The sequence below is a fragment of the Bosea sp. 124 genome (genome assembly GCF_003046175.1).
Taxonomy (GTDB): Bacteria; Pseudomonadota; Alphaproteobacteria; order Rhizobiales; family Beijerinckiaceae; genus Allobosea.
Map to the genome: position 1 here is coordinate 4,878,745 of NZ_PZZM01000001.1, position 16,876 is coordinate 4,895,620.

Sequence of the window (16,876 nt, forward strand, 5' to 3'; positions counted from 1 at the left end):
GTAATCGAAGGAGCGGCTATCGCCCGCTCACTCGATCACCTTCGGCACCATGAAATAGTTGTCGTCCGAAGCAGGCGCGTTGGCGACGATCTTGCCGGCGATCTCGCCATCGGTGACGATATCCTCGCGCTGCTTCATCGCCATCGGCGTCACCGAGGTCAGCGGCTCGACGCCGTCGACATTCACCTCGTTGAGCTGCTCGACGAAGCCGAGGATGGCGTTGAGCTCGCCTTGCAACTTGGGCAGATCGGCCTCCGGCACGGCGATGCGCGCCAGATGCGCGACGCGTTTGACGGTGGCGAGATCGACCGACATGGCGGGCTCCTGAAAGGGGGCGGCGCAGCGCGCGCCGGACATGCTCAGGGCTATAAGGCCGCTCTCCGCCGCTCGCAAGGATCGCAGCAAGATACAAGCCGGGCGCGCGATCCCCTCTCCTGCAAGGAGAGGGGCAGGCGTGATGTGCAGGCCCTCGGACACCGCAACTGTGAGCTGACGGCGGCGCCCGTCCGTCGCGCTGGTCGAGGGGCCGCCCCCTCGCCCTGCCCTCTGCCTCCTGCCCTCTGCCTATGGCAGAGGGTTTCCATGCCTCAGATGGTGACAGCCTCGCCCTTCTTCGGCACCACCGCCTCGATGCTGCTGCCCTTCAGCCCTGCCACGAACGCATCCGCGTTCTGGTCGATCATCGGGAACGAACCGTAATGGCAGGGGATTGCGGTCTGCGGCTTGACGAAACGCGTCATGGCGAGCGCCGCCGTCTTGCCACCCATGGTGAAACGGTCCCCGATCGGACAGATGCAGACCTCCACGCCATGAAGCTCGCTGATCAGCGCCATGTCCGAGAAGATGTCGGTGTCGCCCATGTGCCAGAGGGTCTTCTCGCCCTTCGCCTTGATGACCACGCCGTTCGGGTTGCCGAGCGGAAAGCCGACCCCGGCCTCGACCAGACCGGCGGAATGATCGGCCCGGACCAGGCTGGCCGAGAAGGCGCCGCAATCGACCGTGCCGCCGGTGTTCATCGGCTCGAATTTCTTCATCCCCTTCGAGGCGAGGTACATGCAGAGATCGAAATTGGTCACGACCGTCGCGTCGTTCGCCTCGGCGATGGCGAGCGCGTCGCCGATATGGTCGCCATGACCGTGGGTGACGACGATGTGGCTGACGCCCTTCGAGACGGCTGCAACATCGCCCCCGAAGGCCGGGTTCCCGGTGAAGAACGGGTCGATCAGCAGGGACGTTCCGGCGAGATCGATACGGAAGGCCGAATGGCCGAACCAGGTCAGTTTCATCGTGGACTCCAGAATGGTCGCTCAATCGAGATGCGTCGTGGGGTATAGATCATTCCAATCGGGATTGCCTTGCTGAATCAATTCGATCTTCCAGTTTCGACGCCAATGCTTGATGCGCTTTTCCTCGGCAATGGCCTCATCAGGATTATCGTAATGCTCGGCATAAACGAGACGCATGGCACCATAGCGGCGCGCGAATTCCGAGCCTCAACCGTCGCGATGCTCCGATATGCGCCGCGACAGCGAGTTGGTTACGCCGACATAGAGCGTACCGCCCTTTTTGCTCGCGAGAAGATAGATCCACATCTCCATATCATAGTGCGACGTCGTCCCGGGCGAAGCGCAGCGTAGACCCGGGACCCATTCTGTAACGGTGCCAAGGCTATGGTCAGGACGCGTTGTCCGGGCGACCATCGATCGATGTTCCGAATGGATCCCAGGTCGGCGCGGCTGCGCCGCTTGCCCGGGACGACGTCGCGGATACGTCAATTCGTGGGGATTGATCGACAAGCGCAGGCCTGCAGTGCAGGCTTGTGCCCCCGCCCGCGCCGGAATCGACCCTATGACCAATGCCGCCAAGGTCTCCAGCCAGGAACTGGCCCATCGGATCGCGCAGGGGCGCGGCGACGAGCCGGCCGATCTCGTCATTCGCGGGGCGCGGCTGTTCGATCTGGTCACCGGGGCGCTGGTCGAGACCGATATCGCGCTCTGCGGCGACAGCATCGTCGGCACCCATGGGCGCTATCAGGGCAAAACGACGTTCGACGCCGCCGGGCTGATCGCGGTGCCCGGCTTCATCGACACCCATCTCCATGTCGAATCCTCGCTGGTAACGCCGCTGGAATTCGAGCGCTGCGTGCTGCCGCATGGCGTCACGACGGCGATCTGCGACCCGCACGAGATCGCCAATGTCCTTGGCACCGGGGGCATCCGCTACTTCCTCGCCTGCGCCGAGGCGATGCGGATGGATTTGCGCGTGAACCTGTCGAGCTGCGTGCCGGCGACGCATCTGGAGACCGCTGGCGCCCGGCTCGACGCCGCGGACCTCACGCCGATGATGGACCACCCCAAGGTGATCGGGCTGGCGGAGTTCATGAACTTCCCCGGCGTCCTGCATCGCGATCCCGCCTGCCTCGCCAAGCTGGAAGCCTTCTCCCAGCGTCATATCGACGGGCATGCACCGCTTGTCCGGGGCATGGACCTGAACGGCTATCTGTCCGCCGGCATCCGCACCGACCACGAGACAACGACGGCGGACGAGGCGCGCGAAAAGCTCGCCAAAGGCATGGCGATCCTGATCCGCGAGGGCTCGGTCTCGAAGGACCTGCACGCGCTGATCCCGCTGATCTCGCGCGACGCCTCGCCCTTCCTCGCCTTCTGCACCGACGACCGCAACCCGCTCGATATCGCCGAGGAGGGCCATCTCGACCACATGATCCGCACGGCCATCGCCCATGGCGCGGATGTGCTGGCGACCTATCGCATCGCCACGCTCTCGGCGGCACGGAATTTCGGCCTGTTCGACCGCGGCTTCATCGGGCCGGGCAAGCGGGCCGATATCGTGCTGGTCGAGGATCTGACGGCGTGCTCGGTGAAACAGGTTTTTGCTGGCGGCAGGCTTGTCGAACCGGCGCTCTTTGCAGACCGGGAGCACGTCGAGCCGGTCGGGCGGGGCAGCGTCAAGAGCCGGGCGCTGACGCCCGCAGATTTCAGGGCAGCGGCACGCGATGGCGAGACGCCGGTGATCGGCGTGGTGCCCGGGCGCATCATCACCGAGCGGCTTGGCCTGCGCCTGCCCTCACGCGATGGCGAGGCCCTACCCGATCTCGCGCAGGACGCGGTCAAGGTCACGGTGATCGAGCGGCACGGCAAGACTGGCGGCATCGCGACCGGCTTCGTTCATGGCTTCGGCATGAAGCACGGCGCGATCGCCTCCTCGGTCGGCCATGACAGCCATAACCTCTGCGTCGTGGGGGTCGACGCCGCCTCGATGGCGGCGGCGGCCAACCGCCTGATCGCAATCGGCGGCGGCTTTGCCGTCGCGGACAGCGGCGCGGTGACGGCGGAGCTGGCGCTGCCCGTCGCCGGGCTGATGAGCGACCAGCCCTTCGAGACGGTGCGGCACGGGCTGGAAGACTTGCGGGCGGCAGCCAAGGCGCTCGGCGTCGTGCTGGCCGAACCGTTCCTGCAGGTCGCCTTCCTGACGCTCCCGGTGATCCCGCATCTCAAGATCACGGACAAGGGGCTGGTCGACGTCGACGCGTTCGATTTCGTGTGACCGGCGCGGCAAGAGACCCGGGCACCGAGCGACAATCCATCGGATCGAAGCCGCTGAGGGCGGGCTCCGGTTTCTCGCGCCTCGATATGGGCGGGACATTCTTGTCCTTTCGCCGGGACCGGACGTAGAAGGGGTCCGAACAGGAGGCACGGGCAGCATGGTGGCGGACAGGAAGGTTCGGGCTGGCCAATGCCATTGCGGCGCGGTGCATTTCGAGGCAACGCTCAGCGATGGATTCAATTCGGTCCGCCGTTGCACCTGTTCCTACTGCCGGATGCGAGGTGCTGTCGTCGTCATGGCGGAAACGGGTGGCATCAAGATCCTGCAGGGAGAGGATGCGCTCACCACGTACCGCTTCCATACCGGGTCAGCGCAGCACTTCTTCTGTTCGCACTGCGGAATATACACGCACCATCAAAGGCGTTCCGACCAGAACCTGTATGCCGTGAACGTGGCCTGCCTGGACGGGGTCAGCCCGTTCGATTTCCCCGAGGTGCCGGTCATGGACGGCGTCAATCACACCAACGACACCGGCAAGCCGACGCGTCGGGCAGGCACGCTACGCTTCATCCCGACTGAGTGATGATCGCTGCAGGCCGGCGCATCCTCTGCGCAGGCCATGCCCTGCGCAGATCACGGCCTCCAAAAGCCGCTTTCCATTGTTCAGGCGACGGCTCTCAGCCTGCCAGCAGTTCCTCAGGAACCTCAATCCCTTCGGCCTTCGCCTTCTCGCGCAGAGTCAGGCGCCGGACGCCCGGCAGGCGGGTACCCTCCTGCGCCTCGATTGCGTGAGCGAGGACGCGCATGCGCTCGTCGAACCAGTTGCCACCCATCGCGTGCGGGTCGATGGCGAGGATGAGCTGGCCAGTGTCGGGCGGGCCGCCCTTGTCGTCCAGGAAGGAAGAGGCCTGGAAGCCGAAATGCGCGCCGACCAGCGCCGCCGCCAGAATCTCGACCATCATGGCGAGCGTCGCGCCCTTGGCGTCGCCCAGCGGGACCATGGTGCCGGCGAGCGCAGCGGCTGCATCGGTCGTCGGCTTGCCATGGACGTCCAGCGCCCAGCCCTCGGGAATCGTCTCGCCTCTCTGCTTGGCCGCGACGATCGGCCCGCGGGCGACCTTGGACAGCGCCATGTCGATGACGACCGGCTCGCGCCCGGCCAGCGGCGCCGCGAAGGCGATCGGATTTGTGCCGAAGACCGGCTTAGAGCCGCCCCAGGGCGCGATGGCGCCAGGCGTGTTGGCGAACAGCATGGCGACGAGCCCCTGCTCGGCCAGACGCTCGACATGCAGCCCCGCGGCGCCGCAATGGTTCGACCGGCGGATCGGCGCGGCGATGACGCCCTGTTCGCGGGCGAGGTCCGGCAGTTCGGCCACGGCGAGATCGATCGCCGGATAGGCGAAGCCGTGGCCGGCATCGATCGCCAGCACGCCGGGCTTCGGCCGCGACGCCTTGGGCACGACCTGGCCGTCGATCTTGCCGGCCTTCAGCATGGCGAGATAGGTCGGCACGCGCGACAGGCCATGGCCCTTCAGGCCGTCGGCCTCGGCCATCACCAGAGCCCATGCGACGGAAGCGGCATTGGCCGGCGAGGCGCCTGCGCCTGCGAAGATCCCGGTCAGGCGGGTTTCGACCTGTTCGAAGGAGAGCCTGGTCATGCCCGGCCCTCCAGTGCCGCCATGACGCGCTCGGCCACCAGCCCGGAGACGCGGCCGTTGGATTCGACCGTGTTGCCGGCGATGTGAGGCGTCAGGATCAGGTTCGGCACATCGGCGAAAATCTTGCCGGCGCCACGCAGCGGTTCCTCGGCGAAGACGTCGATCGCCGCGCCGCCGAGCTTGCCTGCTTTCAGCGCCGCTACCAGCGCGCCCTCGTCCATGATGCCGCCGCGCGCCGCGTTGATCAGGATCGCGTCCGGCTTCATCTTGGCGAAGGCGTCCTTGCCAATCAGGCCCTTGGTCTCGGGAGTCAGCGGCAGATGGATGCTGATGACGTCGGAGGTTGAAAGCACGGCGTCGAGATGGAGCCGCTCGGTTCCGGTCCAGGCCTTGTCGTCGGCGGGGACGTATGGATCGTAGGCTGCCGTGGTCATGCCGAGCAGGCGGCCATGGGCGGCAGCGTCGCGGGCGATGGCGCCGAACCCGACCAGGCCGAGGCGCTTGCCGGCGATCTCGCGGCCGATCAGCTTCGTCTTCGGAAACTCGCCCGCGACCATCGCCGTATTGGCGAAATAAGCGCCGCGCAGCAGCATCATGGCGCTGCCGATGACATATTCGACGACCGAGAGGCTGTTGGCGCCCGTCGCCGGGAAGACCTTGATGCCGCGCGCCGAACAGGCGTCCATGTCGATATTGTCGAGGCCGACGCCGAGGCGGCCGACGACCTTGAGCTTTTTCGCGGCGGCCAGCACATCGCCCCGGACCTGCGTCTGATTGCGCACGATGAGCGCGGGAACATCAGCGACGAGCCTGGCGAGTTCCTCCGGCTTGCCGAAGAGTTCGGGGTCGTGATGGACGGTGTAGCGAGCGCTCAGCGCAGCGACGGCCGCCTCGTCCATGAATTCGGTGATGACGATATCGGTCATGGCGTTGCGCTTTCCAGCCTTGACGGTCAGCCCAGTGCGATCAGGCCGCCGGTGACGATGACGAGGATGACGAGGCTGGTGCCGGTGACCAGCACCATATGACGCCAGCCGAGCCGGGCCATCGCGCCGAGAGAGGTGCCCAGCCCCAGCGCCGCGATGGCGATGAGCAGGCCCCAGCCCGAGATCGCGAGCAGCAGCGTGCGGATCGGGCCGTAGAGGCCGGCCAGCGACGGCTGCATCGCGAGCACGCTGTTCACCAGGCAAAGCACCAGGAACATGATGGCGAAGACCGGCACCGGCACCTTGGCCTTGTCGGCGACATCGCCGGTGCGCTTCGCATCGTCATGGACCAGCCACCAGCCGACGATCAGCACGGCCGGCAGCAGCAGGAAGACACGGAAGAGCTTGACGATGATCGCGGCATTGGCGGCCTCGACCGAGACCGACTGGCCGGCGCCGACCACCTGCGCCACGTCATGGATGGTGGCGCCGAGCATGATGCCGGTCTGCGCGGGCGAGAAGCCGAGCCAGACGCAGATCAGCGGATAGCCCAGCATCGCCAGCGTCGAGAGCGCGTTCATCGCGATGACGGTGAAGGCGACGTCGGCGGCCTTGCTCTTGTAATCGGGCACGACGGTCGCGGTGGCGAGCGCGGCGGACGCGCCGCAGACCGCAGTCGCGACACCGCCGAGCGCGCCCATTCCGGTCTCGCGGCCAAGCCAGCGCGCCAGCAGGAAGCCGGACAGGATCGTCGCGGCCATCGCGGCGATGACGAGGAGTGCCGTTGTCAGGCCGAGCGCGACGATGTCGCCGAGCGCGACGCGCAGGCCCAGCAGCGCGATCGCCCAGCGCAGCATCTTCTTGACGCAGAAGACCATGCCAGCCTGAAAGCGCACGGCATTGGCATAAGGGTGCAGAAGCATGCCGATAATCAGGGCGATCACCACGGCGGGAATGCCGAAACGACCTCCGGCGGCCGATTTCAGCAGCGGCTCGGCGATATAGGCCGCGACAGCGACGGCGGCCGAGAGCGCAATCCCGTCGAGGAGCGGACGCCAGGCAGCCAGGCGGGTCGTCGTCGCGATGGACAAGACTTGGAGCTCCCGAAGGTTTCGGCCGGGACGAAGGGAGAGGCCGGAGCGGCGCGCGGACGCCGCCCCGGCTGTTAGCAGCGGCTCAGGCCGAGCGGTAGAGCTTGGTCATCGAGAATTCGCGGTGCCCCAATGCTTCCGCCGCAGTCAGGCGGCCATTGGCGGTGCGCACGATGTTCTCGATCAGGGCGTCGCCGGCCTGCGGGATCGTCATGTCGCGGCGCAGGATGCCGGAGACGTCGACGTCGATATGCTCCGGCATAGTGCGCATCGTCTTGGGGTTGCCGGTGATCTTGATGACCGGCACGATCGGGTTGCCGATGACGTTGCCCTGCCCGGTCGGGAAGGTGTGCACGACATAGCCGCCGGCCGCCATCAGCGTGACGCATTCGGCCGCCGCGGACGAGGTGTCCATGTAATAGAGGCCCGGCCCCTTGGCCGGCGCCTCGGCCGGCTGCAGGATGTCGATGTATTTGCACTCGCGGCCGATCTTCTCGAGATTGCCGAGCGCCTTTTCCTCGATCGTGGTCAGGCCGCCGGCGATGTTACCCTTGGTCGGCTGCGAATCCGAGAGGTCGTCGGTCTTGTGGGCCTCAATGACGTCGTCCTGATAGGCCTTCCACATCTTGTACCAGCGCTCGCCCACCTCCGGCGTCGCCGCGCGCGCCTTGCAGAGGTGCTCGGCGCCGGTGATCTCGGAGGTCTCGCCGAAGACGCCATAGACGCCGCGCGGGATCCACTTGTCGTACATGTTGCCGACGGTCGGGCAGGACGACAGGCCGGTCGTGGTGTCCGATTCACCGCATTTGGTCGAGACCCAGAGCTCCTCGATGCCGCATTTCACGCGCTGCAGTTCGGTCGCCCACTGGACGAATTCCTTGGCGACGTAGGAGGCACGGGCGATGGTCGAGATGTCGCCATGGCCCTCGATGCCGAAGCCGACGACCGGCTTGCCGGTGGCGGCGATGCCGTCGACGACGCGCTTGGTCCAGCCATCCTCGATGCCGATGACGATGACGGCGGCGACGTTCGGGTTCGAGCCCGTGCCGATCAGGGTGCGGAAATGCAGGTCGAGATCCTCGCCGAACTGCAGGCGGCCATAGGCATGCGGGATCGCCAGCGTGCCCTTGACGTTGTTGGCGACGGCCTCGCAGGCGGCATTCGAGAGATCGTCGAGCGGCAGCAGCAGGACGTGGTTGCGTACGCCGACGCGGCCGTTCTCGCGGCGCCAGCCGGTGAAGGAATCGAGGCTGCGGCCGGTCGGGCGCTTGACCACCGGGGTCTTGAATTCGGGGGCCTCGATCTTGCGGCCCTTGATCCTGGCGAGCTTGCCTTTCACGAGATCGAAATTGGCGACAATCGACATGGCGTTTCCTCTTGTTCTGGGTGGGCTCGACCTTGCCGGGAGCCCCGTTCTGGCTGGAATCAGATCGAACTCGTGAGCGCTGCGCTCACCAGCGCTTGGTCTTGGCGTTGTGGACATGCAGGTGCTCGCCCTGCTTCACATCGGCCTTGGCCTGGCCGATGTCCTGGCCGTATTTCCAGATCGTCTCGCCCTTCTTGATGTCCTTGAGCGCAACCTTATGGCCGATCGGGATGTCCATCTTCGCCGCCAGGCGGAAATCGGAATTGTCGTGCGTGACGACGCAGAGCATGTCGGTGCCGGCCTTCAGACCCTCGACGACGACGACGCCGACGGTGTCCTTCTTCTCGTGAACCAGGAGGTGGGGTTTGCTCATCTTTGTCTCCTCACAGCCATTCTTGTCCGGCTTCCCGCCTGAATTCAGGACTCGACCGGCCTTGCGACAAGTCTTATATAAGACACATGACTGAGCACAAGCTCGAAATTGCAACGCGACCGGAAACGGCCAGCGGGGCCGAAATCCTCGGATTTCGGCCGCTTTACCGTCAGGTCAAGGCGAATTTCGTGCGCCGACTCGTCGACGGGAGCTGGGCTCCCGGTATGGCCCTGCCGAGCGAAGGCCAGCTCGCCAGCGAGATCGGCGTCAGCCAGGGCACGGTCAGGAAGGCGCTGGACGAGCTCGCCGCGGAGAACCTGCTGGTGCGCCGGCAGGGCCGCGGCACCTTCGTCGCCGAGCATGACGAGCAGCGCATCCTGTTTCAGTTCTTCAAGCTGGTTTCCGATGACGGGGTCGCGCGCTTTCCCGACAGCGCGGTGCTCGACATCGCGAGCGGGGCGGCCGATGCGGCCGAACGCACGGCGCTGAACCTGCAGGCCGAGGAGCGCGTCATCCGCATCCGCCGCATCCGCTCGCTGGGCGGGTCGCCGCTGATCCTCGAGACCGTCAGCCTGCCCGCCCATGTCTTCCCGGGGCTGCAGGACGCGTCGGTGCCGAACAACCTCTACAGCCTGTTTGCGACCCGCTACGGCATCACCATCGCGAACGCCCGCGAGCGCCTGAAGGCGGTGGCGCTGTCAGCCGATCAGGCGCGCCATCTCGGCGTCGCGGCCGGCACACCCGCCCTCGAGATCGACCGCATCGCCCTTTCGCTCGACGGTTCGGCCGTCGAGCGTCGTCTCAGCCTGTGTCTGACGGAGGAGGCTCACTACCAGTCCGATCTGCGCTGACGCGTTCGAGGTCCCTGAACTTACCCACCCAAGCCGACACAGAGCGGCCGTTCATCACGACCAATGGAGGATACGCATGAGCATGACGAAACGAACGACCCTTGCCGGGCTGCTGGCCCTTGGCCTGTCCGCATCCGGCCTGTCCGCGCCCGCGCTGGCACAAGCCTTTCCGACCAAGCCGATCACAGTGATCGTCTCCTTCGCAGCCGGCGGACCGAGCGACGTGATCGCCCGCCTGCTGGGCGAGCAGATGAGCAAGACGCTGGGTCAGCCGGTGGTGGTGGAGAACGTCGCCGGAGCCGGTGGAACGGCCGGCGCCAAGCGCGTCGCTGCAGCCGAGCCGGACGGACATACGATCCTGATCCATCATCTGGCGCTCGCCGCTGCGCCGGCGCTCTATGCCAATCTCGGCTACGACACGAAGACGGCCTTCGCCCCGATCGGGCTGGTCAACACCGGGCCGATGGTGATCGCCAGCAAACTCGCCCTGCCTCCGACGGACGCCAAGGCCTTCTTCGCCTACATCAAGGAGAATGCCGACAAATTGACGATCGCCCATGCCGGCGTCGGCTCCAACGCGCATCTCTGCGCCGTGCTGATGTCTCAGCAACTCGGGGCCAAGTTCAACCAGGTCGCCTATCGCGGCACCGGCCCTGCGATGAACGACCTCGTCGGAGGACAGATCGACATCCTCTGCGACCAGTCGACCTCGGCGATCCCGCAGATCCAGGGCAAGAGCATTCGGGCCTACGCCGTGACCTCGGCGCAGCGGCTCGACGTGCTGCCCGACACGCCGACCATGGCGGAGGCCGGCGCCAAGCTCGACATGACGATCTGGCACGGGCTCTACGCGCCGAAGGGCACGCCGGCTGCGGTGCTCGACAAGCTGAACGCCGCGCTGCGCGTCGCACTCAAGGACGCGGCCGTGGTCGAGAAGTTCAAGGCCTTCGGCACCAGCACGTTCCCCGAAGCCGAGTGGACGCGCGACGCGCATGCGAAGCTGTTCGCGGCCGAGGTCGACAAATGGGCGACCTCGCTGGCGGCTGCCGGCGTCAAGCCGCAGGGCTGACCGCGAGCCTGACCAAACCCTCGGGCATGCGCCGCTCGCCTCAAGCGGTGGCGCATGCTACCGCCTCGGCATGCCCAGCAACATCGTGCCGCTCGAAGCCTTTCTCGCCCTGCCCGATCATGCGCGGCTGCTCGGCCTCGACCTCGGGACCAAGACGATCGGCCTGGCGCTGTCGGACGTCGAACGGCAGATCGCGACGCCTCTGGAAACGATCCGCCGGGTCAAGTTCGGCCAGGACGCCGCTGCGCTGCTCAAGATCGCCGAAAAGCATGCGGTCGCCGGCCTCGTGATCGGCCTGCCGCTCAACATGGACGGCACGGAAGGTCCGCGCGTGCAGTCGACCCGCGCCTTCGTGCGCAATCTCGGGCCGCTGACGAACCTGCCGACCGTGTTCTGGGACGAGCGCATGTCGACCATGGCCGTCACGCGGACGCTGCTCGATGCGGATGCGTCGCGCGCCAAGCGGGCGGCCGTCGTCGACAAGATGGCAGCCGCCTACATCCTGCAAGGGGCGCTCGACCGGCTGATGCGGATGCCGCCGGATGAAACGCCGCAAGACTGAGCCAAATGACCCGCGCGCCCTGGGGCACGCGGGTCCATGGAGTTCCGGCCGCCCTCAGCGGTGGTCGCGGAAATCGTAGCTCGGCCGGTAGTAGTTGCGACGATAGACGGGCGCGGGCGCGTAGACCGGCGGGGCCTCGTAGACCGGCGCGTAGCCATACCCGTAGCCGTCGTCATAATAGTATGGGTCGGCATAGGCGCCGCGGCTGGACGCGATGGCCGCCGCCCCGAGGATGCCAAGGCCGACACCGGCTGCAACGGCGGCGCCGCGGTTACCGCCACGCCATCCACCGCGGTAGCCGCGATAATACTGGCTATACGCGGCCGGCGCCTTGTCGAGCCTGGCAGCGTCGAAGCTGCGGGGTGCGGCGAAGGCTGGCGCGACGAAGCCGGCCGAAACGACGCCCACCGAGGCGAGCGCGACGATGGCGGTCTTCCTGAGAGACATCATGATCAAATCTCCTTCTTGCCGGGATATTCCCGACCTGACGGGAAGTTTCGTCCCGCGCGATTGAATGCGGCGTGAACCAATCTCGGCCGGATTGCGGCGAACGCAATGCCGCCCCAACCTGTCGCCATTGCCGCATGGCGACCGCCATGAAAGGAGTGGCGCTGAGGCCCCTCCGGCTCGACAACGGCTGTCTCGTTGACATCAACGAGGAGCCCATCACTCTTGTTCCACCCGGGTCGGCGGGCAGGAGCTGGAGCCCGATGGCGGTTCCTCTCCCCATCCCTCCGATTCGTTCCCAGATGCCATGCTCGCCAGCCTGATCGCCGTCTTCCTCGTCATCGCGACGGGCTGGGTCCTCAAGGTCCGCGGCACGGTCTCGCCTGCACATTGGCTCGGCGTCGAACGCCTGACCTATCAGGTGCTGTTCCCGGCCGTGGTGGTCCATACGCTGGCCGTGGCCGATCTCGGCCGGCTGCCGGTGCTGGCCATGGGCATGAGCCTGGTCCTGACGATCCTCACCGTCGCCGGCCTTCTCCTGGCGTCGCGACCGCTGCTGCTGCGCGCCGGCATCGACGGGCCGGCCTTCACCTCGATCTTCCAGGGCTCGATCCGGTGGAACACCTTCATCGGGCTCGCCATGGCGGCGGGCCTGCTCGGGCGCGACGGGACCACGCTGATGGCGATCGCGGTTGCCGCGATGATTCCGCTGCTCAACGTGCTCTGCGTCGTGGTCCTGGCGCGCTATGCCAATGGCCGGCCGATGGGTGCCCTCGCGACGGCGCGCTCGATCGCCTTCAATCCCTTCATCTGGTCGTCGGCGCTGGGGCTCGTGCTGAACCAGTTGCAGTGGATGCTGCCGGTGCCGATCGTCACCTATCTCGACGTCATGGGGCGCGCTGCGCTCGGCGTCGGCCTGCTGGCGGTCGGGGCCGGACTCGATCTGCGCAGCCTGGCGCGGCCACGGCTCGCCCACTGGATCGCGATCACGCTCAAGCTCGTCGTGATGCCGCTCCTGGCCTGGACGATCGGCCGCTCCCTGGGTCTTTCCGGCCCGGCCCTGACCATGACCATCGTCGCAGCCTCGGTGCCGACGGCGACGGCGGCCTATTTTCTGGCGCGCGATCTGGGGGGCGATGCGCCGCTGATGGCCGAAATCACCACGCTCCAGACCCTGCTCGCTCTCGCGACCCTGCCGCTGGCGGTGCTTTTCCTCGGTTGAGGCGAACAGCCGCTTGTGATCGGCACCGTATACACTCTATGATTGTGTTATCGCGACTCGCTCCCCCATGGGTGCGGTCGCGACCCAGCCATTCAGCCAAGTCCAAGACTCGCAGGGGGTCCGTCGGCAATGACGTCAAAAGGGTGCAACCCGCTTGTCCCGCATGACGAGGCCAAGCCGCGGCATGACGCGGTCGAGCCCGTGGCGGCTGGTGGAGGAAGAGCTGCAAACCGCCCAGAAACCGGCGGCCTGCACGCGACGCAACGTGAGGTGGCCGCTTATATCGAAGGTCTGACCGCAGGGCTGCGCGCCATGGCCCGCTCGGCCGATCTCGACGGTCTCGCCTATTTTCTCGAGATGGCGCGGCTGGAAGCCTCGATCCAGGGCGAGCGCCTCGCGCGATCCGGTGGCGAGACAGGCAGCACCGGAGATTCTTAGCCGGCACGATTTCGTCGGCCGAATTGGCTGCCGGGCAACGGTCAGCAATCTCAGGTTGCAACGTAACGCAACGAGCGGGGCTCAGGGCTCGATCCGGGTCAGCGAGCCGCCGGGATGACGGCGGAGCAGGCTGTCGAGTTCGAGATCCAGCACCGTCCGGCTGATCTCGCGGGCGGAACGCCCGCTGGCGTGGACGAGGTCGTCGACCGAGATTGGCGCGCTGCCGAGAAGCTGCAGGACGAGGCGGCGCAGGTCCGCGGCATCGACCGCACCCGGTATGGAGGCACCCAGTATCGCAACGCCCGGTATCGCGCTTGCCAGCGTCTCCGGCTCGGGAACCGCTGCAGAGGACGCGGCCCCGATCCCCGGCAGGTCGAGTTCGTCCCAGAGCGCCTGCACCCGATCCTCTCCTGCCCCTTCGCGCATGGCGGGCGGCGGCGGAAGGAAGCCGGCATCACCGTGGAGCAACGGTGTCAGCGCCTCGATGACATGGGAGGCATCGGCGCAGAGCGTCGCGCCCTCGCGGATCAGGTGGTTGCCGCCTTCCGCACGCGGATCGAGCGGTGAGCCCGGTACGGCGAAGACCAGCCTGCCCTGCTCATTGGCGAAGCGTGCCGTGATCAGCGAGCCGGATTTGCGCGCCGCCTCGACCACGACCGTGCCAAGCGAAAGGCCCGAGACCAACCGGTTGCGGCGCGGGAAATCCCGCCCGCGCGGGGCCAGCCCCAGGGGCATCTCGCTGACCGCTGCGCCCTCCGCCAGCAGCCGCTGCAGCAGCGGTGCATTCTGCGGCGGATAGATTTCGTCGAGACCCCCGGCGAGGACCGCGACGGTGCCGCTCTGCACGCTGGCCTCATGAGCCGCCGTGTCGATCCCGCGGGCCAGACCGGAGACGACAACGAAGCCGGCCTCGCCGAGATCGCGCGCCAGACGGGCGGTGAATTTGAGCCCCGCGGCCGAGGCGTTGCGGGAGCCGACCAGCGCCACGCAAGGGCGCAGCAGAACCTCGGGCCGGCCGAGGACGGCGATCAGCGGCGGGGCGGTGTCGATCGCCTGGAGCGGTCGCGGATAATGAGCCTCCCCCATCGCGACCAGCCGGCCGCCGAGCCGGCGCAATGCCTCGGCCTCGCGCTCGGCTTCCGCCATCGTGCAGATGCGGATGTCGCGGCCGGCCTGGCGGGCGAGATCGGGCAGGGCCTCCACTGCGGCGGCGGCTCCGCCGAAGCGGTTCATCAGCGAGCGGAAGGTGCGCGGCCCAATGCTTTCGCTGCGGATCAGGCGAAGCCAATCGAGGCGCTGGCGATCGGTGAGAACGATGCCAGCCATGCCGCCTCAGCCCTTCTGGCCGATCTTGCCCTCGGTGCCCGAGAGCAGGCGGGCGATGTTGGTTCGATGCATGAACCAGAGCAGCACGGTCAGTCCGGCCATGAGCAATGCCGCCTGACGGTGGTCCATGGCGAACCAGAGCAGGACAGGCGTGGCCAGGCTCGCCGTCAGGGCCGAGAGCGACGAGTATTTCGAGAGCTTCGCGACAGCGAGCCAGATCGCGGCGAAGGCGAGCGCCACCGGCCAGGCGATGCCGATCAGCACGCCGAGATAGGTCGCGACGCCCTTGCCGCCCCTGAAGCCGATCCAGACCGGGAAGAGATGGCCGAGAAAGGCGCCGAGGCCCGCAACGAGAGCCGCCTGAGGGGCGCCGAGCGCAAAAAAACCGATCACGACCGCCGCTGTGCCCTTGAGCATGTCGCCGAGCAGCGTCGCCGCCGCGAGCTTCTTGTTGCCGGTGCGGAGCACATTGGTCGCGCCGATATTGCCGGAGCCGATGCTGCGCAGGTCAGGCCCGCCGCTCAGCTTCGTCAGCACGATGCCGAAGGGAATCGAGCCGAGCAGGTAGCCGAGCAGGAGGGCCATGGCGAAGGCCGGCCAGGACAGGCCCCAGTTCAACAGATCCGACATGCAGCCCCTCTCGTCCCGCGCGCGCAGCGTAACCTATGCCGCAGGTGCCTCATAGACCATGCGGCCACCGACGAAGGTGGCCTCGACCAGGCCTTGAAGCCGGGCCTCGTCGAAGGGCGAGTTCTTGGCGCGCGACTTTAGCTTGCGCTTGTCGACGACATAGGGCGCATCGGGATCGAGCAGCATCAGATCGGCCGGTGCGCCGGGCGCGAGGCGCCCGCAGCCGAGCCCAAGCAACCGGGCCGGCCGCGTCGACAGCGCCGCCAGCAGGTCAGGCAGCGCGATCTGTTCGGCCTGCACCATCCGCAACGAAGCCGAGAGCAGGGTCTCGATGCCGAGCGCGCCGTCGGCGGCCTCGGCAAAGGGCTGACGCTTGGTCTCGACATCCTGCGGGTCGTGATCGGAAACGACGACGTCGATGACGCCTTCCGCCAGCGCCGCGACCAGAGCGAGGCGCTCCTGCTCGTCGCGCAAGGGCGGCGAGACCTTGCAGAAGGTGCGGTAGTCGCCGACGTCGTTCTCATTCAGCGTCAGATTGTTGATCGAGGCGCCGCAGGTGACGCGCAGCCCCTCGGCCTTGGCCCGGCGCATGAGTTCAACCGAGTCGGCGCAGGAGATCATGGCGGCGTGGTAGCGGCCGCCGGTCGCCCTGGCGAGCCTGAGGTCGCGCTCCAGCATCACCGTCTCCGCCTCGCGCGGAATGCCCGGCAGGCCTCGGCGGCTGGCGAACTCGCCGTCGTTCATGACGCCGGAGCCGCGCAGGTCCGGGTCCTCGACATGGTTCATGATCAGCGCGTCGAAATCGCGGGCGTAGATCATCGCGCGGCGCATGATCTGCGGGTTGCGCAGAGCCTTCGCACCATCTCCGAACGCGACCGCCCCGGCCTCGAGCAGCAGACCGAACTCGGTGATCTCCTTGCCATGCAGACCCTTGGTCAGGGCGGCGCAGGGCAGCACGTTGACGATCGCCTTGTCGCGGGCGCGGCGCTTGATGAAGTCGATGATCGCGGGATCGTCGATCGGCGGGTCGGTGTCCGGCCGGCAGACGATGGTGGTGACGCCGCCGGCAGCCGCCGCCTGCGAGCCGGTGCCCAGCGTCTCGCGAAACTCGGCGCCGGGCTCACCCAGGAAGGCACGCAGGTCGACGAGGCCGGGCGCCAGCACAAGGCCCTTCGCATCGATGCGGCGGACGCCCTCGCCCGTTTCCGGTGCCGCCCCGCCCCAGCCGACCGCGGCGATGACGCCGGCGCGCAGCAAAAGCGAGCCCGGCTCGTCGCGCCCCGTGGCAGGGTCGACAAGGCGCGCATTGACGAACGCGATGTCCTGAAGCTCGGCCATGCCCGGTTCCACTCG

Annotated in this window: 18 protein-coding genes and 1 pseudogene; 7 read left to right on the forward strand and 12 right to left on the reverse strand. The window is 67.2% G+C overall.

What is annotated here, in order from left to right:
- Nucleotides 1-27 precede the first annotated feature (27 nt).
- The 3 genes and pseudogenes from gatC to C8D03_RS23095 all read right to left on the reverse strand — a co-directional run bounded on the left by gatC (nucleotide 28) and on the right by C8D03_RS23095 (nucleotide 1,598).
- Nucleotides 28-315, reverse strand: a complete 288-nt coding sequence (gene gatC, locus C8D03_RS23085; protein ID WP_108051927.1) for an Asp-tRNA(Asn)/Glu-tRNA(Gln) amidotransferase subunit GatC — start codon at nucleotides 313-315, stop codon at nucleotides 28-30.
- Between the two features lie 272 nt (nucleotides 316-587).
- Nucleotides 588-1,286: a metal-dependent hydrolase gene (locus C8D03_RS23090; RefSeq protein WP_108050035.1), complete on the reverse strand. Its 699-nt coding sequence runs from the start codon at nucleotides 1,284-1,286 to the stop codon at nucleotides 588-590.
- 21 nt (nucleotides 1,287-1,307) lie between these two features.
- Nucleotides 1,308-1,598, reverse strand: a pseudogene (locus tag C8D03_RS23095) (GIY-YIG nuclease family protein).
- A gap of 250 nt (nucleotides 1,599-1,848) precedes the next feature.
- Here C8D03_RS23095 and ade point away from each other — a divergent pair.
- Together ade and C8D03_RS23105 are read left to right on the forward strand one after the other, a co-directional pair.
- Complete coding sequence (gene ade, locus C8D03_RS23100; RefSeq protein WP_108050037.1) at nucleotides 1,849-3,564, forward strand: adenine deaminase; 1,716 nt, start codon at nucleotides 1,849-1,851, stop codon at nucleotides 3,562-3,564.
- A gap of 157 nt (nucleotides 3,565-3,721) precedes the next feature.
- Nucleotides 3,722-4,147 (forward strand): GFA family protein, encoded by a 426-nt coding sequence (locus C8D03_RS23105; RefSeq protein ID WP_108050039.1) that lies wholly within the window; start codon nucleotides 3,722-3,724, stop codon nucleotides 4,145-4,147.
- A 94-nt stretch (nucleotides 4,148-4,241) separates the two neighbouring features.
- Here the strand turns inward: C8D03_RS23105 and C8D03_RS23110 are convergent, their stop codons facing one another.
- The 5 genes from C8D03_RS23110 to C8D03_RS23130 all read right to left on the reverse strand — a co-directional run bounded on the left by C8D03_RS23110 (nucleotide 4,242) and on the right by C8D03_RS23130 (nucleotide 8,978).
- Complete coding sequence (locus C8D03_RS23110) at nucleotides 4,242-5,222, reverse strand: Ldh family oxidoreductase (protein WP_108050041.1); 981 nt, start codon at nucleotides 5,220-5,222, stop codon at nucleotides 4,242-4,244.
- Nucleotides 5,219-6,148 (reverse strand): hydroxyacid dehydrogenase, encoded by a 930-nt coding sequence (locus tag C8D03_RS23115; RefSeq protein WP_108050043.1) that lies wholly within the window; start codon nucleotides 6,146-6,148, stop codon nucleotides 5,219-5,221. Before C8D03_RS23115 ends, C8D03_RS23110 begins: the two co-directional genes overlap by 4 nt.
- A 26-nt stretch (nucleotides 6,149-6,174) precedes the next feature.
- Nucleotides 6,175-7,239 (reverse strand): YeiH family protein, encoded by a 1,065-nt coding sequence (locus C8D03_RS23120; protein WP_248308588.1) that lies wholly within the window; start codon nucleotides 7,237-7,239, stop codon nucleotides 6,175-6,177.
- A gap of 85 nt (nucleotides 7,240-7,324) precedes the next feature.
- Nucleotides 7,325-8,605: a UxaA family hydrolase gene (locus C8D03_RS23125; protein ID WP_108050045.1), complete on the reverse strand. Its 1,281-nt coding sequence runs from the start codon at nucleotides 8,603-8,605 to the stop codon at nucleotides 7,325-7,327.
- Nucleotides 8,606-8,690: 85 nt separating this feature from the next.
- Nucleotides 8,691-8,978, reverse strand: a complete 288-nt coding sequence (locus C8D03_RS23130) for a UxaA family hydrolase (protein WP_108050047.1) — start codon at nucleotides 8,976-8,978, stop codon at nucleotides 8,691-8,693.
- 86 nt (nucleotides 8,979-9,064) lie between these two features.
- Between C8D03_RS23130 and C8D03_RS23135 the strand changes: the two genes are divergently transcribed.
- The 3 genes from C8D03_RS23135 (at nucleotide 9,065) to ruvX (ending at nucleotide 11,460) form a co-directional block, all read left to right on the forward strand.
- Nucleotides 9,065-9,829, forward strand: coding sequence for a GntR family transcriptional regulator (locus C8D03_RS23135; protein WP_108050049.1), 765 nt, complete (start codon nucleotides 9,065-9,067; stop codon nucleotides 9,827-9,829).
- Nucleotides 9,830-9,911: 82 nt separating this feature from the next.
- Entirely contained in the window at nucleotides 9,912-10,898 is a 987-nt protein-coding gene (locus tag C8D03_RS23140; protein WP_108051929.1) for a tripartite tricarboxylate transporter substrate-binding protein, read from the forward strand.
- Nucleotides 10,899-10,968: 70 nt separating this feature from the next.
- Complete coding sequence (gene ruvX, locus C8D03_RS23145) at nucleotides 10,969-11,460, forward strand: Holliday junction resolvase RuvX (protein WP_108050051.1); 492 nt, start codon at nucleotides 10,969-10,971, stop codon at nucleotides 11,458-11,460.
- 54 nt (nucleotides 11,461-11,514) lie between these two features.
- Here ruvX and C8D03_RS23150 read toward each other — a convergent pair whose 3' ends face one another.
- A complete protein-coding gene (locus C8D03_RS23150) occupies nucleotides 11,515-11,910 on the reverse strand; it encodes a hypothetical protein (protein WP_108050053.1) in 396 nt (131 codons plus the stop codon).
- Nucleotides 11,911-12,214: 304 nt separating this feature from the next.
- Here C8D03_RS23150 and C8D03_RS23155 point away from each other — a divergent pair, with 304 nt between their 5' ends.
- The gene (locus tag C8D03_RS23155; protein WP_108050054.1) at nucleotides 12,215-13,129 is read left to right on the forward strand and encodes an AEC family transporter; all 915 of its coding nucleotides are present in this window, start codon (nucleotides 12,215-12,217) and stop codon (nucleotides 13,127-13,129) included.
- Between the two features lie 270 nt (nucleotides 13,130-13,399).
- Nucleotides 13,400-13,567 (forward strand): hypothetical protein, encoded by a 168-nt coding sequence (locus C8D03_RS26555; protein ID WP_181301196.1) that lies wholly within the window; start codon nucleotides 13,400-13,402, stop codon nucleotides 13,565-13,567.
- An 81-nt stretch (nucleotides 13,568-13,648) separates the two neighbouring features.
- On the opposite strand, the gene dprA is transcribed toward C8D03_RS26555, so the two are convergent.
- The 3 genes from dprA to pyrC are packed head-to-tail and all read right to left on the reverse strand — an operon-like array spanning nucleotide 13,649 to nucleotide 16,861.
- Complete coding sequence (gene dprA, locus C8D03_RS23160) at nucleotides 13,649-14,884, reverse strand: DNA-processing protein DprA (protein ID WP_108051930.1); 1,236 nt, start codon at nucleotides 14,882-14,884, stop codon at nucleotides 13,649-13,651.
- Between the two features lie 15 nt (nucleotides 14,885-14,899).
- A complete protein-coding gene (gene plsY / locus C8D03_RS23165) occupies nucleotides 14,900-15,523 on the reverse strand; it encodes a glycerol-3-phosphate 1-O-acyltransferase PlsY (RefSeq protein ID WP_108050056.1) in 624 nt (207 codons plus the stop codon).
- 33 nt (nucleotides 15,524-15,556) lie between these two features.
- Nucleotides 15,557-16,861, reverse strand: coding sequence for a dihydroorotase (pyrC, locus tag C8D03_RS23170; RefSeq protein ID WP_108050058.1), 1,305 nt, complete (start codon nucleotides 16,859-16,861; stop codon nucleotides 15,557-15,559).
- Nucleotides 16,862-16,876: the final 15 nt, after the last annotated feature.

Bases quoted from the DNA above. Each gene is read 5' to 3' on its own strand.
- C8D03_RS23130 (WP_108050047.1), bottom strand. From the start codon at position 8,978: ATGAGCAAACCCCACCTCCTGGTTCACGAGAAGAAGGACACCGTCGGC.
- ade (WP_108050037.1), top strand. From the start codon at position 1,849: ATGACCAATGCCGCCAAGGTCTCCAGCCAGGAACTGGCCCATCGGATC.
- C8D03_RS23155 (WP_108050054.1), top strand. From the start codon at position 12,215: ATGCTCGCCAGCCTGATCGCCGTCTTCCTCGTCATCGCGACGGGCTGG.
- C8D03_RS23135 (WP_108050049.1), top strand. From the start codon at position 9,065: ATGACTGAGCACAAGCTCGAAATTGCAACGCGACCGGAAACGGCCAGC.
- C8D03_RS23115 (WP_108050043.1), bottom strand. From the start codon at position 6,148: ATGACCGATATCGTCATCACCGAATTCATGGACGAGGCGGCCGTCGCT.
- plsY (WP_108050056.1), bottom strand. From the start codon at position 15,523: ATGTCGGATCTGTTGAACTGGGGCCTGTCCTGGCCGGCCTTCGCCATG.
- C8D03_RS23105 (WP_108050039.1), top strand. From the start codon at position 3,722: ATGGTGGCGGACAGGAAGGTTCGGGCTGGCCAATGCCATTGCGGCGCG.
- ruvX (WP_108050051.1), top strand. From the start codon at position 10,969: ATGCCCAGCAACATCGTGCCGCTCGAAGCCTTTCTCGCCCTGCCCGAT.
- pyrC (WP_108050058.1), bottom strand. From the start codon at position 16,861: ATGGCCGAGCTTCAGGACATCGCGTTCGTCAATGCGCGCCTTGTCGAC.
- C8D03_RS23110 (WP_108050041.1), bottom strand. From the start codon at position 5,222: ATGACCAGGCTCTCCTTCGAACAGGTCGAAACCCGCCTGACCGGGATC.
- C8D03_RS23140 (WP_108051929.1), top strand. From the start codon at position 9,912: ATGACGAAACGAACGACCCTTGCCGGGCTGCTGGCCCTTGGCCTGTCC.
- gatC (WP_108051927.1), bottom strand. From the start codon at position 315: ATGTCGGTCGATCTCGCCACCGTCAAACGCGTCGCGCATCTGGCGCGC.
- C8D03_RS23090 (WP_108050035.1), bottom strand. From the start codon at position 1,286: ATGAAACTGACCTGGTTCGGCCATTCGGCCTTCCGTATCGATCTCGCC.
- C8D03_RS23150 (WP_108050053.1), bottom strand. From the start codon at position 11,910: ATGATGTCTCTCAGGAAGACCGCCATCGTCGCGCTCGCCTCGGTGGGC.
- C8D03_RS23125 (WP_108050045.1), bottom strand. From the start codon at position 8,605: ATGTCGATTGTCGCCAATTTCGATCTCGTGAAAGGCAAGCTCGCCAGG.